Here is a 17,550-nt window from a genome sequence, read left to right on the forward strand (position 1 = left end):
CCTCACATTTCTTTAAAAAAAGAGGCAATGAAAAACACCGTCGCCAAACCAAAAACCAAAAACCTCGAATCCGCTCGCCTTTCCGAGCACTATTCTGGCAAAAAAAACTGGCTCCAATGGGGGCCTTACCTCTCCGAGCGCCAATGGGGCACTGTGCGCGAGGACTATTCCCACGGCGGCACGGCTTGGGATTTTTTCCCGCACGACCACGCCCGCTCCCGCGTCTATCGCTGGGGCGAAGACGGCATCGCGGGCATCAGCGACGAGTGGCAACGCCTCTGCTTCGCAGTCGCCCTCTGGAACGGCAAAGACCCCATCCTCAAAGAGCGCCTCTTCGGCCTCACCGGCAGCGAAGGCAATCACGGCGAGGACGTGAAGGAACTCTACTTCTACCTCGACAACACGCCCACGCACTCCTACATGAAACACCTGTACAAGTATCCGCCGTATCCGAGAGACTTGCCCCTTTGCCGTTTCGCGTCCTACATGAAACACCTGTACAAGTATCCGCAGGGCGAATTTCCCTACGCCGCTCTCGTGCAAGAAAACGCCCGCCGAGGCCGCGAGCAGCCTGAATACGAACTCCTCGACACAGGTATTTTTGATGAAGACAAATACTGGGACGTGTTCACCGAATACGCCAAAGGCGACGAAGACGACCTGCTCATCAAAATCACCGCGCACAATCGCGGCGCGGAAAGTGCCGGCCTTTGGCTGCTGCCCACGCTGTGGTTTCGCAATTTGTGGTCGTTCGGCCTGATGAAAGAGAAGCCAAATATTCGCCATTCGTCCGACGACTTTGAGCCGTCGGACGAGTACAGCCACGTCGCCCTTTCCCACGAAAAACTCGGCGACTACCATTTTTACTTCCAAACACCCACCCGACTTCTTTTTACCGAAAACGAAACCAACCGCGAGCGGCTTTGGAACCAACCCAACGACTCGCCTTTCGTGAAAGACGCCTTCCACACGGCTTTGACGACCAACAATTTCGGTTTTCTGGAAGGCAAAACCGAGGGGACAAAATTTGCCCCGCTTTATCAAATAACAGTGGACGGCGGCGGTATGACGGAATTCCAATTCCGCCTCTCGAAATCGGCCTTGAAAACGCCGTTCGGGAAAGGTTTTGATAAAATTTTTGCGGAGCGGAAAACGGAAGCGGATGAATTTTACGAAAAAATCACTGTCAACTCTACGAACCAACAACAAACAACCAGCAACGAACAACAAAACATCCAGCGCCAAGCCTTCGCGGGAATGCTCTGGTCGAAGCAGTATTTCAACATTGATATGCCGCGCTGGCTCGACGGCGACCCCGGCCAACTGCCGCCGCCCGAAAGCCGAAAAACGGGGCGCAACGCTCACTGGCGCACGCTCAACAACGAGGACATCATCTCCATGCCCGACAAGTGGGAATACCCCTGGTACGCCGCCTGGGACCTGGCTTTCCACTGCGTCCCGCTCGCGATGGTGGACGCGGAATTTGCCAAGAACCAATTGATTTTGTTCCTGCGCGAGTGGTACATGCACCCCAACGGCCAGTTGCCCGCCTACGAGTGGGCTTTCGGCGACGTGAACCCGCCAGTGCATGCGTGGTCGTGTTTGCAGGTTTTCAAAATGGAAAAAGCAATGCATACCTCCCTCTCCTTTGGAGAGGACCGGGGTGAGGCAGGCGACGTGGATTTTTTGAAAAAAGTTTTCCAAAAACTGCTCATCAACTTCACTTGGTGGGTCAACCGCAAAGACCACAAGGGCAACAACGTGTTCGAGGGCGGCTTTCTCGGCTTGGACAACATCGGCGTGTTCGACCGCTCCAACCAAATCCCCGGCGGCGGCTACCTCGAACAAGCCGACGGCACGGCGTGGATGGGGATGTACTGCCTCAATATGCTCGAAATGGCGCTCGAAATCGCCCAACACGACCCGACTTTCGAGGACGTGGCGACCAAGTTTTTCGAGCATTTCGTCTATATCGCCGAAAGCCTCAACCGTATCGGCCACGACTGGACGGGGGCTTGGGACGAAATGGAAGGCTTTTTCTACGACATTCTCGGCCTGCCCAATGGCGAGTACATTCCCCTGAAAGTGCGGTCGCTGGTCGGGCTTTCCACTCTTTTCGCCGCCTACGTTTTGTCAAAAGACAAGTTGGAAAAACTGCCCGACTTCACCCGCCGCCTGCGCTGGTTTCAAAAATACCGCACCGACAACGGCGACTACCTCGTGCTCGACGAAGACCCCTTGAACGGCGACATTTTGCTCTCGCTCATCCCGCAAGAGCGCCTGAGCCGTTTGCTCCACGCCATGCTCGACGAAAATGAGTTTCTCTCGCCCGGCGGCATTCGCTCCATTTCAAAAGTGAATGAACACGGCTATTCGGTCAATATCGCGGGTCAGGATTTTGGCCTGCGTTACGAGCCTGCCGAAAGCAGCACCGGCCTTTTCGGCGGCAACTCCAACTGGCGCGGCCCCGTCTGGATGCCGATGAATTACCTGCTCATAAAGGCGTTGCGTGAGTACGGCAAGTTTTACGGCACGGAATACACGGTCGAATTTCCGACCAACAGCGGCCAACTGATGTGCCTTTCAGAAGTGGCCGACGCGCTCTCGCGGCGTTTGATTTCAGTTTTTGAAAAAGACGAAAACGGCCATCGGCCTGTGAACGGGCACGACCGGGTTTATGCCGAAAACCCGCATTTTCAAGACCTCATTTTGTTCTACGAATATTTCCACGGCGACACGGCGCGTGGCGTGGGAGCAAGCCATCAAACAGGCTGGACAGGTGTGGTAGCGGCGTTGATTGGGGAACTAGGGTAAGTGTTTTTTTCGACAGGATTAACATGATTTACAGGATGAAAATGAGTGTGTAAAATCCTGTAAATCATGTTAATCCTGTCGAAACCCCAACAAAAGCAAGGCGATTAATACTCAAACATCTCCGTCAGCAACGCGCACAATTGGAAAGCGGTAGTACCGTCCAACATGCCCAAGTTTTTGACCAAGCGTGTTTTGTCAACTGCCCTGATTTGGTCGAGCGCGATTTGGCCGTTTTTGTCTGCGAAAGTGAAATTCAATCGGGAAGGGTAATTTTTTATCGTGCTTGTCAATGGCGCTGCCAGCACAGTCGCCAAATGGCGGTTCAGCACGTCGGGCGATACTATGACACAAGGTCGGGTCTTGGAGATTTCGCTTCCTTGCACAGGGTCGAGCGACACAAGCCATATCTCAAAACGCTTGACTACCATTTCCAATCGGTTGAGTCAAAGTCGTTCGTCACTCCTTCAAAAAGGTCGGAGTCGGGCATATCGCCTTCGGCTTTGGCTTTTTGAAACTGCTCTTCCCATCCCTCGCGCGGCTGTTTTTTCACGGGACGCAGCACAATCGTTTGACCGACCAAAGCCATCTCTACCTCTTCCTCGATGCCACAGGCTTGCAGGATATTGCGCGGAATGAGGATGCCTTGCGAGTTGCCGATGCGGCGAATGGGTTGAATCATGTTTGCGACATTTTGTTATTACAAAGGTATAACTCCTCAACAATTTTTTGAAATGTAACACAGGTAAATTTTCACCCCGCCCGCCCGCCCGACTTTTGCCTCATCAAATTCAAAAAATCGCTCCGCATGACGAATAACTTATTAACTGTCAATCAAAACGACGAAGAAGACATGAATGCCAAACAAGGTACCATCCTCATCGCCGCGCAAATGGCCAGCCTGCTCGAACGCCTCGACGAAGCCACGTTCACGCGCCCGCTGCCGCTCTTTCACGGCAGCACGATTGGGCAGCATTTCCGGCACATCCTGGAGTTTTACACCTGCCTGTTCGACGGCACGTTGTCGGCGCACGTGGATTACAGCAGCCGCAAGCGCAACCCAGCACTGAGCGAAAAACCGCGTGTCGCGCTGACGGTGCTCGACTACATCTCCGACACGGTGAAACGACAGGACGAGCATCAGTGGCTCAACGTGGAGAGTGAGTTTTCCGATGAAATCGTCGCCCACGTCCAGCGCCCGGTATATATGTCGAGCATGGGGCGCGAGTTGCAATACGCCTTCGACCATGCGGTGCATCACCTCGCCATGATTCGCATGGGTTTGGAGGTTTATTTCCCTGAAATCCCGGTGGATGAGGACTTGGGCGTGGCGCCTTCGACTTTGAAATACAAGAAGGGAGGAAAGAGGGCCCGGCTGGAGGATATGATACCAGAGACGACTTATGGGTGATTTCACAAATCCAAGGCCGCCCGGAGTTTGTCTTTCAACTGCTCAAAAACCGCGGGAGTCACGTTGCCCAGTTCGCCAGAAAAAATGGATTTGTCGAGCGTCGCCAGTTTATCCATTTTGAACACAGAGGATTTTTTCAAACCCGTCAGCCCAAAATCAGGGTGAGTGTCAGGCAAGATGAAATCCGCAACGGAAGGATAGGGCGGAGTGGCAGAAGAAATGAAAGCCACGATAACATCGGGGTCAGCAGGGTCAACTTTGGAAACAACGACGGCTGGCCGCCGCTTCGAGGCGCTCAAATCAGTAAAAGGAAATTTCGTGAGAACGATAGTGCCTCTGTCCATAAGCGCGGGACGAAGAATTTAGTATTTCACTTTGAGGTCAGAATCGGCATAAATGTCCTCTTCTTCTGAAGCCAAAAAGTCGAAGGCTGGGTTTTCCGCATAAAGGGCATGGAGGTCTTTGGCCTCGAACGGCGTTTCCTCGTCGTCGTTGTCAGGATAGTCGAGGAAAATCACAATCACTTGCTGTGGCTTGCTGATGTTCAACTTTTTGGAGAGTTTCAGTTTTTGACCGTCATAAATGGCTCTGACGCTTAGCATCGTAGTTCAATTTTTTTCAAAGGTATGGTTTCTACGCAAATTTTCCACAACGTTGGCACGCCCGCGCTTTTGCAAGTCGCATAATATGCTCGACCATGAGAAACTGCTCCACCTCGCGCGCTTCCGATTCCGAAAGACCTGATTCGCGCTTTTTTTCGAGCAGTTCGTCCACGCGGTTTTGCATGGAAGCAGAAGGTTTGAACGCGAGAATTTCCTGCGGCGAAGGGCCGGAAGCGATGAAGTCAATGATTTCGTCGAAGGCTCGATAAGTGACCATTTTGATATTTTTCTACGGCAAAAATACACAAAAGCCAGTTTGCAAAAAAGACAAATAAAACCATGCTCTCAATCAAAAACACCCACCCCGACTTCAACGAACTCGCCTCGAAAGAATGGCTCGTCGCCAACGGCATCGGCGGCTACGCCTCGTCCACCATCGTCGGGGCGAACACGCGGCGCTATCACGGCCTGCTGGTGGCTTCGCTCAATCCGCCCACCGCCCGCACCGTCATGGTGTCGAAGGTGGAGGAGTGCATCGTGTTCAACCGCGATTGCGCGTTCGGCCTTTCCTCGAATCAATACCCCGGCGCGGTGCATCCGCAGGGTTTTCAATACTTCAAGTTTTTTGAAAGAAAACCCCTGCCGCGCATGAAATTCGAGGCGCACGGCCACCATCTGCTGAAAACGGTTTTTATGGCGCACGGCTCGAACACCACCGTGGTGGAGTACGAAAACACGGGCGAGTCCACGTTCAAACTGCGCCTTACGCCGCTGTTCGTCCACCGCGATTACCACTCATTGACGAAAGAAAACTCGTTCGACAATTATTGGGCGAAACCTCAAAACGGCTGCTATGTGCTCTACGCGCATTATGGAGCGCCGCCGCTTTATTTCAATTTCAGTTCGGGCGAATTTGTGGAGAGCCGCCATTGGTTCAAAAACTTCAAGTACGTCCGCGAGCAAGAGCGCGGCCTCGATTTCCGCGAAGACGCTTTTTCGGTTTTCAATGTTGACGTGGTGCTGAAGCCCGGCGCGAAGGCGCACTTGATTTTCTCCGACAACGAAAAAATGGCGAAAGCCGACCCCGAACTTTTGAAAGTCAAAGAATTGGAACGGCTGGGAAATATCGCGCCCAAAGATTCGGACGACCCGTTTCTGCGGGATTTGATGCTGGCAGGGGAACAGTTCATCGTAAAAAGAAATAGCACAGAGGGCTATTCGTTGCTGGCCGGCTACCACTGGTTCACCGACTGGGGGCGCGACACGATGTTCGCCATGCGCGGCCTCACCATCGCCACCGGCAAGCAGGAGATTTCAAAATCCATCCTCGAAACTTTCCTCCGCTCGACCGACCGGGGGATGCTGCCCAACCGTTTCCCCGACAACCCCAACGACACGGTGGAATACAACACGATTGACGCGACGCTGTGGCTTTTCATTGCCCTCTACGAGTACCACCAGAAGTTTCAGGACTTGAGCTTCGTGGCCGAACACTTCGACACGCTGACCGAAATTTTGGAACATCACCTCGCCGGAACGCGCTACAACATCCGCGTCACGCCCGAAGGATTCCTTTCTGGCGGCGAAGGTTTGACGCAATTGACTTGGATGGACGCCCGCGTTGGCGACTATGTGGTGACGCCTCGACACGGCTGCCCGGTGGAGATTCAGGCACTGTGGTTCAATGCATTGCGCATTTACCAGTATTTCGCCGGCACGCTCGGCAAGCCTTACGAAAAGTATCAGGTCATCGGCGACCAATTGCTGGCGAATTTTAAAAAATACTTCGTGCGGTCGAATGGAAGCCTGAATGACGTGGTGACGGTGGACGGTTCACGGTACACGGCAGACGGTTCCATCAGACCCAACCAAATCTACGTCGTCAGCCTGCCATTTTCCCTGCTGGAAAAAGACGCGGAAAAGCGCGTGGTGGAAGTCGTGCGCCAACATCTTTTGACCGACTACGGCCTGCGCACGCTCTCGCCCGAACACCCTGATTTTAAACCCGAATACGGCGGCGACTCGTGGCGCCGCGACACGGCGTACCATCAAGGCACGGTGTGGCCGTTCCTGCTTGGCGAGTATGTCACGGCTTTTTTGAAAGTAAACGATTGGTCGGAAAAAGCACAAAAAGAGGTGCTCGCGCTGCTCGAACCTTTGAAAAAACATTTTTACCAAAACGACTGCATCCTCGGCATCTCCGAAATTTTCGACGGCAAAATGCCGCGCGCGGGCAAAGGCACGGTGCATCAGGCGTGGTCGGTTGGCGCGATTTTGAAAACCCTGCTCGACCTCAAAGAGCGCCACAAAAAAGGCCGCCGCCGCTCGGTGCTCCCTTTCGCTGAAATCAAGAGCATGATTTTTTAAACACCTCTTTTGTCATGCTGTAAGCATCTGTGCGCTCTACGGGTGGGTCGCGCTCGGTTTTTCTCAACGTAGAGTGGACGGATTCCGATAGAATGACAAAAAAAACACTCACTCATTTTCAAACATTCAGAACCATGAAATTCTCACTCATCGTCATCCTCGGCGTAGCCATCGTTGCTGCCCTGAACTCTGCCAGCAAACCTCAAACAAACCGACAACAAACAACTATCAACGAACAACTACCAAATCAACGCACCAAGCATTTCCGCCTCGACAAAAACCGCGTCGCCATTGACGGCTACGACCCCGTGTCGTACTTCAAAACCGGCGGCCCGAAGAAGGGCAGCGCGAGCCAGGCCTACGACTACGACGGCGTGATTTACTGGTTTGCCAATGCCGACAACTTGACCGAGTTCAAGAAAAACCCAACGAAATACGAGCCCGTTTGGGGCGGCTGGTGCGGCCACGCGATGGCCTTGCGCGGCGAAAAAGTGGAAATCAACCCCGAGTGCTACAAAATCGTGAACGGGCGCAACGTGTTGTTTTTCAAAACTTTTTACGCCAACGCCCTGACCAACTGGGAAAAGGAAATCAAAAAAACGCCCGAAAGCACTCTGATGACGCAGGGCGACGATTTTTGGGGAAAAACGATTGTGAAGTAACCCCCTTTTTTTGTCATCCGCCTTCCGGCGGATGACAAAACCTAAGGATACAAAGGCTTCAAAGACGATTAGAAATCAGGAGGGTGTATGCCGATTGCAATGAGGGCCTTGCGGAAGTTAAGGAGAGTAGGGCGATTGAGTTGCAAGCGTTCAACCGTAGCGCGACCAACCGGAGTGATGCCGATAATGTAGGTGAAATCCTCGCTCCATTGAAAGTGCTCGTTCCAAACGTCGTGACGAGGGTTGAAAAGTCGCACCGTTTGCATGGTTAAAGGGTCGAGAGCAGCGATAGAGGTGAATTTGTGTCCGTTGCAGCCTTGGCAAGAAAAGGCGAGATTATCCAAATCATTGCTGCCTCCTTTCATGGTGGGAATAATATGCTCGGCTGCAAATGGGCCGGGAGAAAAATCAGCGGGCGATAAGCAGTATTCACAATGGCCGTTGGCGCGTTGTTGGACAAATTTTTTGACTGCCTTACTCGTCTTCATACTTGTGGTCTCGAGGGCGTATGCCTAGCTCGGACATTATTTGTTGGACAGGTACGTTGCGCAATTTCGCCAACTGAATCAAGTATTTCAGTCGTTCCACGTTGGCTGTCTCGACCACATCAATGAGGGCTATCAATTCCTGATGCTCTGGTTCGGTGAGCAGTTCTTCGTGCAGCCGTTCGTTCAGATAATCGTACCGCTCCCACACTTTGGGGGCGATGCCCAAGTCAAGATTGATTTTTTTGAGCAACTCCAATTCTGAAAGAGATTCGGGGGGCGCGGATTCTCCGATTTGATGTTCCAGCCCTTGCAGTATCAGGTGGTCAATGCTCACACCTTTTCTCGCGGCCTCCTCCCGGAGTCGGTGTTCCATAGTTGTTGGCAAATCCAAAGTAATCGTCATCTTCTTTCAAATTTTCCACAAAAATAAACCATGCTCCGCACATTCAAAAACAACTGGCCTAACTACCTCATCGAGGCTTGGGCGTTGGGGATGTTCATGCTCTCAGCCACGTTTTTCGCCGGCGTGCTGTGGCTGCCGGGTTGGCCGGGTCACGGCATCGAAGAGCCGCTCCTGCGGCGTTCGCTCATGGGCCTGGCGATGGGTTTGACGGCTGTCGGACTGATTTATTCAGGCTGGGGCCGCCGCAGCGGAGCGCACATGAACCCCGCCGTGACGCTGACTTTTTTGTTTTTGAAAAAAATAGAGCGGCGCGACGCGGCTTGGTACATCCTCTTCCAATGCCTCGGCGGCGCGGCGGCTATGTTATTGTTCAAAAGCCTTTTTCCCGCCTTTGTCGGCGCGCCGGAGGTGAATTTTGTGCAAACCCACCCCGGCATCGCGGGCGTGGCGGGCGCGTTCATCGCCGAGGCGCTCATCTCGTTCGGGTTGGTGCTGACCGTCTTGTATTCGAGCAATTTTGAAAAAACAGCGCGTTGGACGGGCGTTTTCGCTGGCTGCCTGATTTTTCTCTACATCACTTTTGAAGACCCGTTTTCAGGAATGTCCATGAACCCCGCGCGGACGCTGGCTTCGGCAGTGGCGGCAGGCAATTTCATGCACTTTTGGCTCTACCTGACGGCGCCTTTGCTCGGAATGTTGGGCGCGGCGAAAGTTTGGAAGGCGTGGATTTGTCGGAAGGCAGAATTTAAATGCGGGTATCACGGGTAAAGCCGCCATTGAATACAAGTTCATGGAATTTGTTGCGGCTCAAAGGCTGCAGAACTGAAAAAGCCGTCACCTCTCTGGCGAGAAATGACGGCTTCGACGGGTTAGGCTCCAATTTTTTCGTCCCTTATCGCCGCATCACAAACTGGCAGGAGTCAACCACCGGGAATTCGCCGATGTCGGATATGTACAGTACTTTTACCTTGATGCTGCCGTCGCTCTGAAATTTGCCATAAAAACGAGGCAACCCTCTGATGCCGGGGCCGATGTCGCAATACCTGTAACTGACAAAGTCGGTTCCATTAGCAATCGAATCTCCTGACGGAGTTTTGTAGTAGTCCAATATTCCTTCTGAAATTGATACACCTGACCCCATGTTGTGCCGATATCGGATATGGTCGCTGCCAAACTCCAAGATTTTGAAAAAGAAAGTGTCCTGACAGGGACAATCGGTCATAGCAGCGTAGTATTCGTTTGGCTCCAACTCGCGGCAGACACGTTGCGCTTCGAAGCGCCCTTCGGGGCACTCGCATTTGTCATCAACGGACACATAGCCGTCGGCGCATTTTTTCTTTTCGCAAGCTGCGATGCCAATCAGTATTGCGGCAGCAGTTAAGGGTATGATAAGCTTTGAGACTTTCATGGAAAATTTTTTTTTGAAAAATGAAACGCATGAAGGAGAGTAAGGAAACGGCAAGCCAAGCCTGCCGCTTCCTTCTTCGAACCTTACTTGAGAATGACTTTGTGCACGGCATTGCCGCACTCGCCCGACATTTGCAGGATGTAAATGCCGGTGGCTGGAGAAATCCCGCCTTGTTCCATGATAAACTGGCGAACATCGCCCGGCTTCTGAACGTCCTTCCATTGCCGCAGCAAACGGCCGGACAAATCGAACAGGCTGATTTGTACTTTTTCGCCAATAGCAATGACATTGCGGTCATCAGATGGCTCTGTCAAGCCGTGACTATCGCAAAGCGGATTGACCGACACAGCCATCCAGCCGTACTCTTTCGTGATGGGCACTATCCCCGAAAGCGGGTCGGGCGGCACAGGCCAAGGGCTGAAAGCGCCCAAGATGATGCCCACCTCTTTTTTCAAGTCATCGGTGCTCAAGGGTGCGGTGTCGGACGCCAGCACCCAGTTGGCTATCTTTCTGGTGCAGCAGTGGTCTTGTTGGCCTCCGAGCAATCCGCCCGGCACATAGCCCGTGAGGTGAAAGTCGCTGTTGACACGCGACCAACTGAAGAAAGAACGCTTGCCCCCGGCCATCAGGTTGGTGAAACTGAATGCATAGAGGTTCACAGGCTTATTTGGCTCAATGTAAATTAGTGTATCGCCTTTGGCCAAGGTAGCCTGCCTCAACTCGCCAGCAGGGCATGCCTGGTCGGAATAAAAGGGCGTCTGGATGAGCGTCTGGATGCTGTTGGCCAGATTGTTCAGCAGGTTGGTGTATTGCAACCCCGTAGTGTCTGGGACAAAGAAAAACGCTATGTCTCTGGCTACGTCCACAGCATTGACCCAAAAATCAGTGTTCATGGTCAAATTGCATTCAGCGCTTACGGCCAGCCTGTTGGCCCGCAGCACTTTTGTGTTGTTCGACCCTTCGTAATGCAGCATCACCACTGCAATGTCCTCGCCTGCCGCCACAGCATTTTTCTGAAACCAACCTTCCGTGTGCCGCTCGGCGTGCACTTCCAACTCGGTGTCGTACTCGTAGTACAAAGTGACCGGCTTGCGGCAACCACAGTCTGCAGGCAGCTCTGCGTAGTCGTTGCACAAGAGGTTGTAGCGCAACTGCCCCCGCATGGGGCTGATATGCAGCGAATCCGGCATGGTCATCCGCCAACTGCGGTCGGTCGGTCCGGCTTTGGTGGCTTCCATCCACACGCAGTGCCACTTGGCCGCGCCTTTCGACTGGCGCACCCACCAGTAATACGCCTTGTTGCCCACTTTTACCTTGCCTCCTGAATTCTCAATTCTGGGAGAAATCGTACCGTCTGCGTTCAATGTGCCTGGACTGGCCGCCTGCACGGTGTTGAAAATCATCTTGCACTTGCACTCATCAATTGGCAAGGGCGGGCGGAGCGACAGGGGCAACTCCGTCTCGCTGTCGGTCGGCAGCGGCGCGCCGTCGAGGTAATACTGCTGGAAAAACTCCAGCCGCTCGTAGAACGGAATGTCCGTTCGGCTCGACAAATACTGCGAAAACGGCGTGGATTGCCCGGGCGTGGTTTGATACCGAACGATAGCATCGTACAGTCTGGTGGACACGTCAATCATCTCCCTTGAGCCGGTTTGGGTGTCGATGTAGAGCCAATGACCACATCTTCGCCGCAATTGTTGGTTGCCAGCACTTCATACACGCTTTGCGTGTTCAGGTTGGCAATCAGCGCAGAGCCTTCCACCGCTGTCGGAGAAAAGTAAAAAATCGTGCTCTGGCCTGCTTTGCGGTACCGAAAGGTCTGACCCGGCTCCGCGCCCCTGACTTCCACCCATGCCTTCGCATAACCTGCTGAGTAAGTCACAACAGATATGTGGTGAACGAAGGGGCTGCGGCAAGTGTCGTTGAGAATGGCTACAAGTCTGGGGTCGAGCGGATGGTCAATATAGACATCCGTGCTGTCGTCGTCTTCAAATTCCTGCTGGGCAAATGTTATGCTTGCAAAAGCAAAGAGGCAGAGGAGCAATAAAAAGGGCTTTCGGATGAATTCAGCGAAAATCTCGGGACGATGGCGCTGTGACAGATTTGTCCGTCCCGCTTTGAGAAAGCGAGTGTTTTGAAACATGGCGGGTAGTTTTTGTTGATGAAAAAATCGGTTTCGATGCGAAGCAAATAAAAAAAGGCGCCTTTCTGCAAATCGCGGGGCAAAGGTATTGGGGGGGGGGATTCAACAAAACCATGGAGCAATTTTAACATATCGAATTTTTGGGATGCGCCAATGTTTTAGAAATTGGCTTTTCGCAAGCCAAAATTTTTGAAACTTTAATTTACACGGGTCTCTTCGCTGGCTGCCTCGTCGCGCTTTACATCACCTTTGAAGACCCGTTTTCAGGAATGTCCATGAACCCCGCGCGGACGCTGGCTTCGGCAGTGGCGGCAGGCAATTTCATGCACTTTTGGCTCTACCTGACGGCGCCTTTGCTCGGAATGTTGGGCGCGGCGAAAGTTTGGAAAGCGTGGATTTGTCGGAAGGTGGAGTTCAGGTGTGGGTATCACGGGTAAAATTTCGGAATTGTAACCTGCGTAAACTTTCACCCACCGCGCCGCCCCGACTTTTGCGTCATAATTTTGACCTTGACAAGAGTTGGTTTTTTGACACGATAACAGGATTTACATGATTCGTGACTTTTTTGTTTTTGAGGAAAAAATCCTGCAAATCCTGTTCATCCTGTCAAAAAACAAAATACTTCGTCAAACAACGCCAAATCACCAAATCCACCATTCAACAAATCCACAACAAAGATGAAATCCATCATAGTCACCGGCGCGTCCGGCAACATGGGTCAGGCAGTCGTCGAGCGGTTCGCCAAAGACGGTCAAAAAGTGTACGCCGTGCTCGGCCTCGGCGAAAACTCCACGCTGTTCAGCGAGAGTGCTATGGCCAAAAACATTGATGTTCAATTCCTCAACCTGACGGACGAAACCGTGTCGGAAGGCTATGTGAAAGGTATCATCGCCAAAGACCCTGCGGTGGAAGCGGCGGTGTGCATCGTCGGCGGCTGGCAACCCGGCACACTCTCGGAAACAACGGGTTATGAGTTGGACAAGATGTTCAAACTCAACTTTTCCACTGCCTTCAATATCGCCAAACCGCTCATGGAATACTTCGAGCGGCGCGGCGGCGGACAGTTCATCTTCATCGGCGCACGCCCGGCTATTAATCCCGCTGAAGCCAAAAATCAAGTGGCCTACGCGCTCTCCAAATCGCTCGTGTTTCGCCTCGCCGAAATCATCAACGACCAAGGGAAATTCAAAAACATCCGCGCCAGCGTCATCATCCCTTCCATCCTCGACACGCCTCAAAACCGCGCCGCCATGCCCGACGCCGACATGAGCGATTGGGTCACTCCTGAATCGGCTGCTGACACCATCGCCTTCTTGCTAAGCGACACCGGCAGCACGATGCGGGAGACAGTGATAAAATTGTATAATCAAGCCTGAGTTGGTTGTTGGTTCTTGGTTGTTAGTTCTTAGTTCGTAGAGCCGAAAACTGATAACCAACAACTATACCTCGCGCCGCCAAGTTTTCAGCATCGTCTAGGGTAACGTTTACTAAACTTTTGAAGTTTAGTAAACGTGATCTCATCCTTCCAACCATGCTGAAAACTTGGCGGCACGAGGTATAACAACCAATAACCGACAACATGGAAGCATACCGATTTGCCCTCCTGCAACGCCTTTCCAACGGCATCGAAATCCTGAGCGCCGTGGTGCTGCTCACGGGTTTTGCCAAAGGAATGTGGGGCTTTTTGGTCCAGGAATGGCACGAAATGCGCCGCCAGACGGAAGCCTCGTTGGAAGGAATATCGAACCTGCGCCCGATGGTGGGCAATTACATCCTGCTCGGGCTGGACTTTTACATCGTGTCCGACATTCTCGCCACCATGCTCCACCCCGATTGGAACGAACTCGTCAGCCTCGCCGTCATCGGCTTGCTGCGCACCGTGATTGGGTATTTTTTGGGAAAAGAAATCGCGGAAACAAGGGGTTGATGAGGGTTGATATACCTCGTGCCGCCAAGTTTTCAGCATGGTTGGAAGGATGAGATCACGTTTACTAAACTTCAAAAGTTTAGTAAACGTTGCCCTAGACGATGCTGAAAACTTGGCGGCGCGAGGTATAAAAGTTGATAACGTAGAATACGCCGCAATTCATCAACCCTTATCAACCCTATAAACCCTTATCAACCCTTATCAACCCTTATCAACTCTATAAACCCTTATCAACCCTTATCAACTCTATAAACCTTTATCAACCCTTATCAACTCTATAAACCTTTATCAACCCTTATCAACTCTATAAACCTTTATCAACCCTTATCAACTCTATAAACCTTTATCAACCCTTATCAACTCTATAAACCTTTATCAACCCTTATCAACTCTATAAACCTTTATCAACCCTGAGGCCACGTTCGGCTCTTGGGGCATAGACAAGGCAATGAATCGGCTGTTTTTATCGGGCAATACCGTCAGCCGTGTACCGTCAGCCGTTGGCGGCCAACCCATCATCATCGGCATCGAAAACGGCGGCATTCACCGGCTGGCCGAATACTCTCCGTGGAACAATGCGCAGCACGGCGGCGGCAAAGGCGTTCAATACCTTGATTTCGTGTGCGAGACGCTCAAACCATTCGTGGACGAACACTTGCGCACCCTGCCGGGGCGCGAGCACACGGGCATCATGGGCAGCAGCATGGGCGGCCTCATCACGCTGTGCGCGGCCATCGAGCGCCCCGAAGTGTTCGGCATGGCGGGGGTGTTTTCGCCCTCGCTGTGGTTTTCCAAAAGCGTTTTTCAAATGGTCAAAAATCGCAAGCCGGTTTTGCCCGTGAAAATCCTGCTCATGGCGGGCCAGCAGGAGAGCCGCAACATGGTGGGCGAGTTGCTCGATATGTACGAGACTTTGCTCGAAGCGGGCCACGAGGAGGAAAATCTGCACTACGATTTGCACAGTGACGGGGTTCATTCGGAGTGGTTTTGGGCGCGGGAGTTCGAGCACGCTTTGCGCTGGCTTTTTGGCGAAAAACCCGGCCACGAGGGCGACGGCGTTTCGAGCGAGTTGATTCAATTTCGCGTGGACAAAAAGAAGAAAGAACTGATTGTCAATGTTTCGCCCAAAATAACGGCGCCACGCCTTGAAGTGCGCGACTACTGCCACGACCGCCAATTCCACCACGCGCTCGGCCACGCCGACAACCGTATTTCTTACGCCGAATGGGAAAATTGCATTTACTCCATACGTTTGCACACCAGCGGCGATTTGGTGTTTTCGCGGCGGGTGAGTTTGGCATAGCCGTCAGCCTAAGGGTTTTGGGTGTTCCCTACATTTGTCATCCTGTAGGGAACTGTCCGCTCTACGAGGGAAAAGTTCGCGTTTCACCCGCATTAGAGCGGACGGATGCTTACAGCATGACAAAAAAGAGTCATAGCCTGACGGCTATGGTGAGTTTAGGGGCTTAACAGAAGTACGACGGATTTGCAAATCCGTTGTACCAAAAATAATCAAAAAATGGAAAAATCCATCTGGTTTTTCGAGGAAGTGGATTTGTACGAGATTCTTTGCCCGTACAAATACAGCGACCACATCAAGTCGCACCCGTTGAGTTGTTACAACAAGACGGACTTCCTGTTTATGGAAGGGGATGCTGCGCGTGAGATTTTTCTCGTGGCGGAGGGGCGGGTGAAGGTGGGTTTTTACGACAGCGAGGGCAACGAGCAGGTCATCGCCTTTCTCGGTCGCGGCGAGATTTTGGGGGAAATGGCCGTGTTTGGTCAAGCGCGTCACAAAGAGTTCGCCCAAGCCGTCACCGACCGCACGATGATTTGCAAACTCCGGGTGGAAAAAGCGCAGGAACTCGTGCGCGACTATGTGCCGTTTTCGCTCACGCTCACCAAACGCATCGGCGAGCGGATGCAAAAACTCGAACGGCACCTGCAAATCCTCCTCTTCAAAGACGCGCGCCAGCGCCTCGTGGAATTTCTGAAAGACCTCTGCCACGACATCGGAACGCCCTACCGAACGGGGGTGAAAATCATGCTCGACATCACGCAGAGCGACATCGCGGCGCTCATCGGTACCTCGCGCAAAACGGTGTCGCTGCTCTTCACCGACTTGGAGGAGGCGGGGCTGGTGAAATTTTTTGGCCGGAAAGAAATTTATGTGGCGGATGTGGGGAAACTCGCGTGATGTTGCCCTGAACTCTCAATCGGCATCGTTTCCCTTTCCACTTTTACCAGAAGACTCTTTGAGTTCTTTCACCGCACGGTCAAAATCAGAAACGTACTCCCTGTCCTGTACGACGCGGAATTTTTCATACTCCTTTTCAGCCAACTGTTTTGCTACTTCTGCCGACACGCTGCCCGCATTGGTGAGCACTTCGTATTCGTTGAATTTCAGGAAGGCGTCTAATTTTTCCACCCAATCGCGCATTTTCATTGGAATCTGGCGGGCAGCCTGATTTTCCGCGTAGTCGAGGTACATCGAGACGATGCGTTCCAAGTCCTTGATTTCCTTTTCGATGAGGTAGTTTTTGGCAACGGCGACATCCGTTTTCAGGATTTTGCCGTGCGGCGCGTTTTTCCAAGTCTGCAAACCCATGTTAGGCCGGTCGGCTCTGGCGCGGCTGGCGATGATTTCGGCGGCGGTTTTGCCCGTGATGGCCCATTCCAATTTGTTCTGCACCGTTTTGTAAAACGTCATCGTCAGGTCGGACTTTGGGTCGTAGTCCATGCTGCATTGGGCGTAGATGTCGGTGATTTTTTGATAAAAACGGCGTTCGCTGGCGCGAATCTCGCGGATGCGCTCCAGCAACTCGTCGAAGTAGTCGCGGCCAAATTTCTTGTTCAATTTGAGTCGCTCGTCGTCCAGCACAAAACCCTTGACAATAAACTCCTTGAGCGTTTTGGTCGCCCAAATCCTGAATTGCGTGGCCTGATAACTGTTCACCCGATAGCCGACGGCGATGATGGCGTCGAGGTTGTAAAATTCCACGTCGCGGGCTACCTCCCTTGCGCCTTCACGTTGAACTATCCGGATTTTCCGGATAGTTGCCCCTCGTACCAATTCTTTGGAAATGAAAATGTTTTGCAGGTGTTCGTTCACCGTGCGGACATCCACCCCGAACAGTTCGGCCATTTTCTTTTGGCTCAGCCAAAAAGTCTCGGCATCATAAATGACTTCCACCTTCACCTGCCCGTCGGGCGCGGTGTAGAGGAGGAGGTCGTTGAATTGCGGAAGGTCGTTCATGGTAGCAGCATTTGACTGATGGCGAAGGTCGTGATTTGAGGCAACAATTCACTCTTGCTGGATGGATAAAAA

At 52.5% G+C, this 17,550-nt stretch carries 21 protein-coding genes; 10 read left to right on the forward strand and 11 right to left on the reverse strand.

Annotated elements, in window-relative coordinates:
• Window positions 1-27: 27 nt before the first annotated feature.
• Window positions 28-2,814 carry a glucosidase gene (locus KIS77_19545; protein ID MCW5924521.1) on the forward strand — a complete coding sequence of 929 codons (2,787 nt, stop codon included), beginning with the start codon at window positions 28-30 and terminating at the stop codon, window positions 2,812-2,814.
• Window positions 2,815-2,918: 104 nt separating this feature from the next.
• Here KIS77_19545 and KIS77_19550 read toward each other — a convergent pair whose 3' ends face one another.
• Together KIS77_19550 and KIS77_19555 are read right to left on the reverse strand one after the other, a co-directional pair.
• Complete coding sequence (locus KIS77_19550; protein MCW5924522.1) at window positions 2,919-3,242, reverse strand: type II toxin-antitoxin system PemK/MazF family toxin; 324 nt, start codon at window positions 3,240-3,242, stop codon at window positions 2,919-2,921.
• On the reverse strand, window positions 3,236-3,493 hold the full coding sequence (locus KIS77_19555) for an AbrB/MazE/SpoVT family DNA-binding domain-containing protein (GenBank protein MCW5924523.1): 258 nt from the start codon (window positions 3,491-3,493) through the stop codon (window positions 3,236-3,238). Before KIS77_19555 ends, KIS77_19550 begins: the two co-directional genes overlap by 7 nt.
• Window positions 3,494-3,619: 126 nt before the next feature.
• Here KIS77_19555 and KIS77_19560 point away from each other — a divergent pair, with 126 nt between their 5' ends.
• Window positions 3,620-4,222, forward strand: coding sequence for a hypothetical protein (locus tag KIS77_19560; GenBank protein MCW5924524.1), 603 nt, complete (start codon window positions 3,620-3,622; stop codon window positions 4,220-4,222).
• A gap of 2 nt (window positions 4,223-4,224) precedes the next feature.
• Here KIS77_19560 and KIS77_19565 read toward each other — a convergent pair whose 3' ends face one another.
• Genes KIS77_19565 through KIS77_19575 form a run of 3 tightly spaced genes read right to left on the reverse strand, consistent with a single transcriptional unit; the run spans window position 4,225 to window position 5,101 of the window.
• On the reverse strand, window positions 4,225-4,566 hold the full coding sequence (locus KIS77_19565) for a type II toxin-antitoxin system PemK/MazF family toxin (protein MCW5924525.1): 342 nt from the start codon (window positions 4,564-4,566) through the stop codon (window positions 4,225-4,227).
• 18 nt (window positions 4,567-4,584) lie between these two features.
• Window positions 4,585-4,824, reverse strand: a complete 240-nt coding sequence (locus KIS77_19570) for a hypothetical protein (GenBank protein MCW5924526.1) — start codon at window positions 4,822-4,824, stop codon at window positions 4,585-4,587.
• A gap of 31 nt (window positions 4,825-4,855) precedes the next feature.
• Complete coding sequence (locus KIS77_19575) at window positions 4,856-5,101, reverse strand: hypothetical protein (protein MCW5924527.1); 246 nt, start codon at window positions 5,099-5,101, stop codon at window positions 4,856-4,858.
• 62 nt (window positions 5,102-5,163) lie between these two features.
• Between KIS77_19575 and KIS77_19580 the strand changes: the two genes are divergently transcribed.
• Window positions 5,164-7,191, forward strand: a complete 2,028-nt coding sequence (locus KIS77_19580) for a glycogen debranching enzyme N-terminal domain-containing protein (GenBank protein ID MCW5924528.1) — start codon at window positions 5,164-5,166, stop codon at window positions 7,189-7,191.
• Window positions 7,192-7,325: 134 nt separating this feature from the next.
• Entirely contained in the window at window positions 7,326-7,853 is a 528-nt protein-coding gene (locus KIS77_19585) for a hypothetical protein (GenBank protein MCW5924529.1), read from the forward strand.
• Window positions 7,854-7,921: 68 nt separating this feature from the next.
• On the opposite strand, the gene KIS77_19590 is transcribed toward KIS77_19585, so the two are convergent.
• Together KIS77_19590 and KIS77_19595 are read right to left on the reverse strand one after the other, a co-directional pair.
• On the reverse strand, window positions 7,922-8,341 hold the full coding sequence (locus KIS77_19590; GenBank protein ID MCW5924530.1) for an HNH endonuclease: 420 nt from the start codon (window positions 8,339-8,341) through the stop codon (window positions 7,922-7,924).
• Window positions 8,328-8,714: a hypothetical protein gene (locus KIS77_19595; GenBank protein MCW5924531.1), complete on the reverse strand. Its 387-nt coding sequence runs from the start codon at window positions 8,712-8,714 to the stop codon at window positions 8,328-8,330. Before KIS77_19595 ends, KIS77_19590 begins: the two co-directional genes overlap by 14 nt.
• 60 nt (window positions 8,715-8,774) lie before the next feature.
• Between KIS77_19595 and KIS77_19600 the strand changes: the two genes are divergently transcribed.
• Complete coding sequence (locus KIS77_19600; protein ID MCW5924532.1) at window positions 8,775-9,512, forward strand: aquaporin; 738 nt, start codon at window positions 8,775-8,777, stop codon at window positions 9,510-9,512.
• Between the two features lie 124 nt (window positions 9,513-9,636).
• Here the strand turns inward: KIS77_19600 and KIS77_19605 are convergent, their stop codons facing one another.
• The 3 genes from KIS77_19605 to KIS77_19615 form a co-directional block, all read right to left on the reverse strand.
• A complete protein-coding gene (locus KIS77_19605) occupies window positions 9,637-10,152 on the reverse strand; it encodes a hypothetical protein (GenBank protein MCW5924533.1) in 516 nt (171 codons plus the stop codon).
• Window positions 10,153-10,235: 83 nt separating this feature from the next.
• Window positions 10,236-11,789 carry a T9SS type A sorting domain-containing protein gene (locus KIS77_19610; protein MCW5924534.1) on the reverse strand — a complete coding sequence of 518 codons (1,554 nt, stop codon included), beginning with the start codon at window positions 11,787-11,789 and terminating at the stop codon, window positions 10,236-10,238.
• Window positions 11,786-12,295, reverse strand: a complete 510-nt coding sequence (locus tag KIS77_19615) for a hypothetical protein (protein ID MCW5924535.1) — start codon at window positions 12,293-12,295, stop codon at window positions 11,786-11,788. The genes KIS77_19610 and KIS77_19615 overlap by 4 nt, the downstream gene beginning before the upstream one ends.
• 140 nt (window positions 12,296-12,435) lie before the next feature.
• On the opposite strand from KIS77_19615, the gene KIS77_19620 reads away from it, so the two are divergent.
• From KIS77_19620 to KIS77_19640, 5 genes are all read left to right on the forward strand, one after another.
• Window positions 12,436-12,732 carry an aquaporin gene (locus KIS77_19620; GenBank protein MCW5924536.1) on the forward strand — a complete coding sequence of 99 codons (297 nt, stop codon included), beginning with the start codon at window positions 12,436-12,438 and terminating at the stop codon, window positions 12,730-12,732.
• A 240-nt stretch (window positions 12,733-12,972) separates the two neighbouring features.
• Window positions 12,973-13,671 carry an SDR family NAD(P)-dependent oxidoreductase gene (locus KIS77_19625; GenBank protein ID MCW5924537.1) on the forward strand — a complete coding sequence of 233 codons (699 nt, stop codon included), beginning with the start codon at window positions 12,973-12,975 and terminating at the stop codon, window positions 13,669-13,671.
• Between the two features lie 203 nt (window positions 13,672-13,874).
• Window positions 13,875-14,222, forward strand: a complete 348-nt coding sequence (locus tag KIS77_19630) for a DUF1622 domain-containing protein (protein ID MCW5924538.1) — start codon at window positions 13,875-13,877, stop codon at window positions 14,220-14,222.
• Window positions 14,223-14,670: 448 nt separating this feature from the next.
• Complete coding sequence (locus tag KIS77_19635) at window positions 14,671-15,525, forward strand: alpha/beta hydrolase (GenBank protein ID MCW5924539.1); 855 nt, start codon at window positions 14,671-14,673, stop codon at window positions 15,523-15,525.
• A gap of 216 nt (window positions 15,526-15,741) precedes the next feature.
• Window positions 15,742-16,419 carry a Crp/Fnr family transcriptional regulator gene (locus KIS77_19640; protein ID MCW5924540.1) on the forward strand — a complete coding sequence of 226 codons (678 nt, stop codon included), beginning with the start codon at window positions 15,742-15,744 and terminating at the stop codon, window positions 16,417-16,419.
• A 15-nt stretch (window positions 16,420-16,434) separates the two neighbouring features.
• Here KIS77_19640 and KIS77_19645 read toward each other — a convergent pair whose 3' ends face one another.
• Window positions 16,435-17,478, reverse strand: a complete 1,044-nt coding sequence (locus KIS77_19645) for a virulence RhuM family protein (protein ID MCW5924541.1) — start codon at window positions 17,476-17,478, stop codon at window positions 16,435-16,437.
• Window positions 17,479-17,550 lie beyond the last annotated feature (72 nt).

The organism is Saprospiraceae bacterium (assembly GCA_026129545.1).
Classification (GTDB): Bacteria; Bacteroidota; Bacteroidia; order Chitinophagales; family Saprospiraceae; genus M3007.

What these genes read in the sequence shown, in the direction of transcription:
- KIS77_19545 (MCW5924521.1), top strand. Translation starts at nt 28, where the DNA reads ATGAAAAACACCGTCGCCAAACCAAAAACCAAAAACCTCGAATCCGCT.
- KIS77_19550 (MCW5924522.1), bottom strand. Translation starts at nt 3,242, where the DNA reads ATGGTAGTCAAGCGTTTTGAGATATGGCTTGTGTCGCTCGACCCTGTG.
- KIS77_19555 (MCW5924523.1), bottom strand. Translation starts at nt 3,493, where the DNA reads ATGATTCAACCCATTCGCCGCATCGGCAACTCGCAAGGCATCCTCATT.
- KIS77_19560 (MCW5924524.1), top strand. Translation starts at nt 3,620, where the DNA reads ATGACGAATAACTTATTAACTGTCAATCAAAACGACGAAGAAGACATG.
- KIS77_19565 (MCW5924525.1), bottom strand. Translation starts at nt 4,566, where the DNA reads ATGGACAGAGGCACTATCGTTCTCACGAAATTTCCTTTTACTGATTTG.
- KIS77_19570 (MCW5924526.1), bottom strand. Translation starts at nt 4,824, where the DNA reads ATGCTAAGCGTCAGAGCCATTTATGACGGTCAAAAACTGAAACTCTCC.
- KIS77_19575 (MCW5924527.1), bottom strand. Translation starts at nt 5,101, where the DNA reads ATGGTCACTTATCGAGCCTTCGACGAAATCATTGACTTCATCGCTTCC.
- KIS77_19580 (MCW5924528.1), top strand. Translation starts at nt 5,164, where the DNA reads ATGCTCTCAATCAAAAACACCCACCCCGACTTCAACGAACTCGCCTCG.
- KIS77_19585 (MCW5924529.1), top strand. Translation starts at nt 7,326, where the DNA reads ATGAAATTCTCACTCATCGTCATCCTCGGCGTAGCCATCGTTGCTGCC.
- KIS77_19590 (MCW5924530.1), bottom strand. Translation starts at nt 8,341, where the DNA reads ATGAAGACGAGTAAGGCAGTCAAAAAATTTGTCCAACAACGCGCCAAC.
- KIS77_19595 (MCW5924531.1), bottom strand. Translation starts at nt 8,714, where the DNA reads ATGGAACACCGACTCCGGGAGGAGGCCGCGAGAAAAGGTGTGAGCATT.
- KIS77_19600 (MCW5924532.1), top strand. Translation starts at nt 8,775, where the DNA reads ATGCTCCGCACATTCAAAAACAACTGGCCTAACTACCTCATCGAGGCT.
- KIS77_19605 (MCW5924533.1), bottom strand. Translation starts at nt 10,152, where the DNA reads ATGAAAGTCTCAAAGCTTATCATACCCTTAACTGCTGCCGCAATACTG.
- KIS77_19610 (MCW5924534.1), bottom strand. Translation starts at nt 11,789, where the DNA reads ATGATTGACGTGTCCACCAGACTGTACGATGCTATCGTTCGGTATCAA.
- KIS77_19615 (MCW5924535.1), bottom strand. Translation starts at nt 12,295, where the DNA reads ATGTTTCAAAACACTCGCTTTCTCAAAGCGGGACGGACAAATCTGTCA.
- KIS77_19625 (MCW5924537.1), top strand. Translation starts at nt 12,973, where the DNA reads ATGAAATCCATCATAGTCACCGGCGCGTCCGGCAACATGGGTCAGGCA.
- KIS77_19630 (MCW5924538.1), top strand. Translation starts at nt 13,875, where the DNA reads ATGGAAGCATACCGATTTGCCCTCCTGCAACGCCTTTCCAACGGCATC.
- KIS77_19635 (MCW5924539.1), top strand. Translation starts at nt 14,671, where the DNA reads ATGAATCGGCTGTTTTTATCGGGCAATACCGTCAGCCGTGTACCGTCA.
- KIS77_19640 (MCW5924540.1), top strand. Translation starts at nt 15,742, where the DNA reads ATGGAAAAATCCATCTGGTTTTTCGAGGAAGTGGATTTGTACGAGATT.
- KIS77_19645 (MCW5924541.1), bottom strand. Translation starts at nt 17,478, where the DNA reads ATGAACGACCTTCCGCAATTCAACGACCTCCTCCTCTACACCGCGCCC.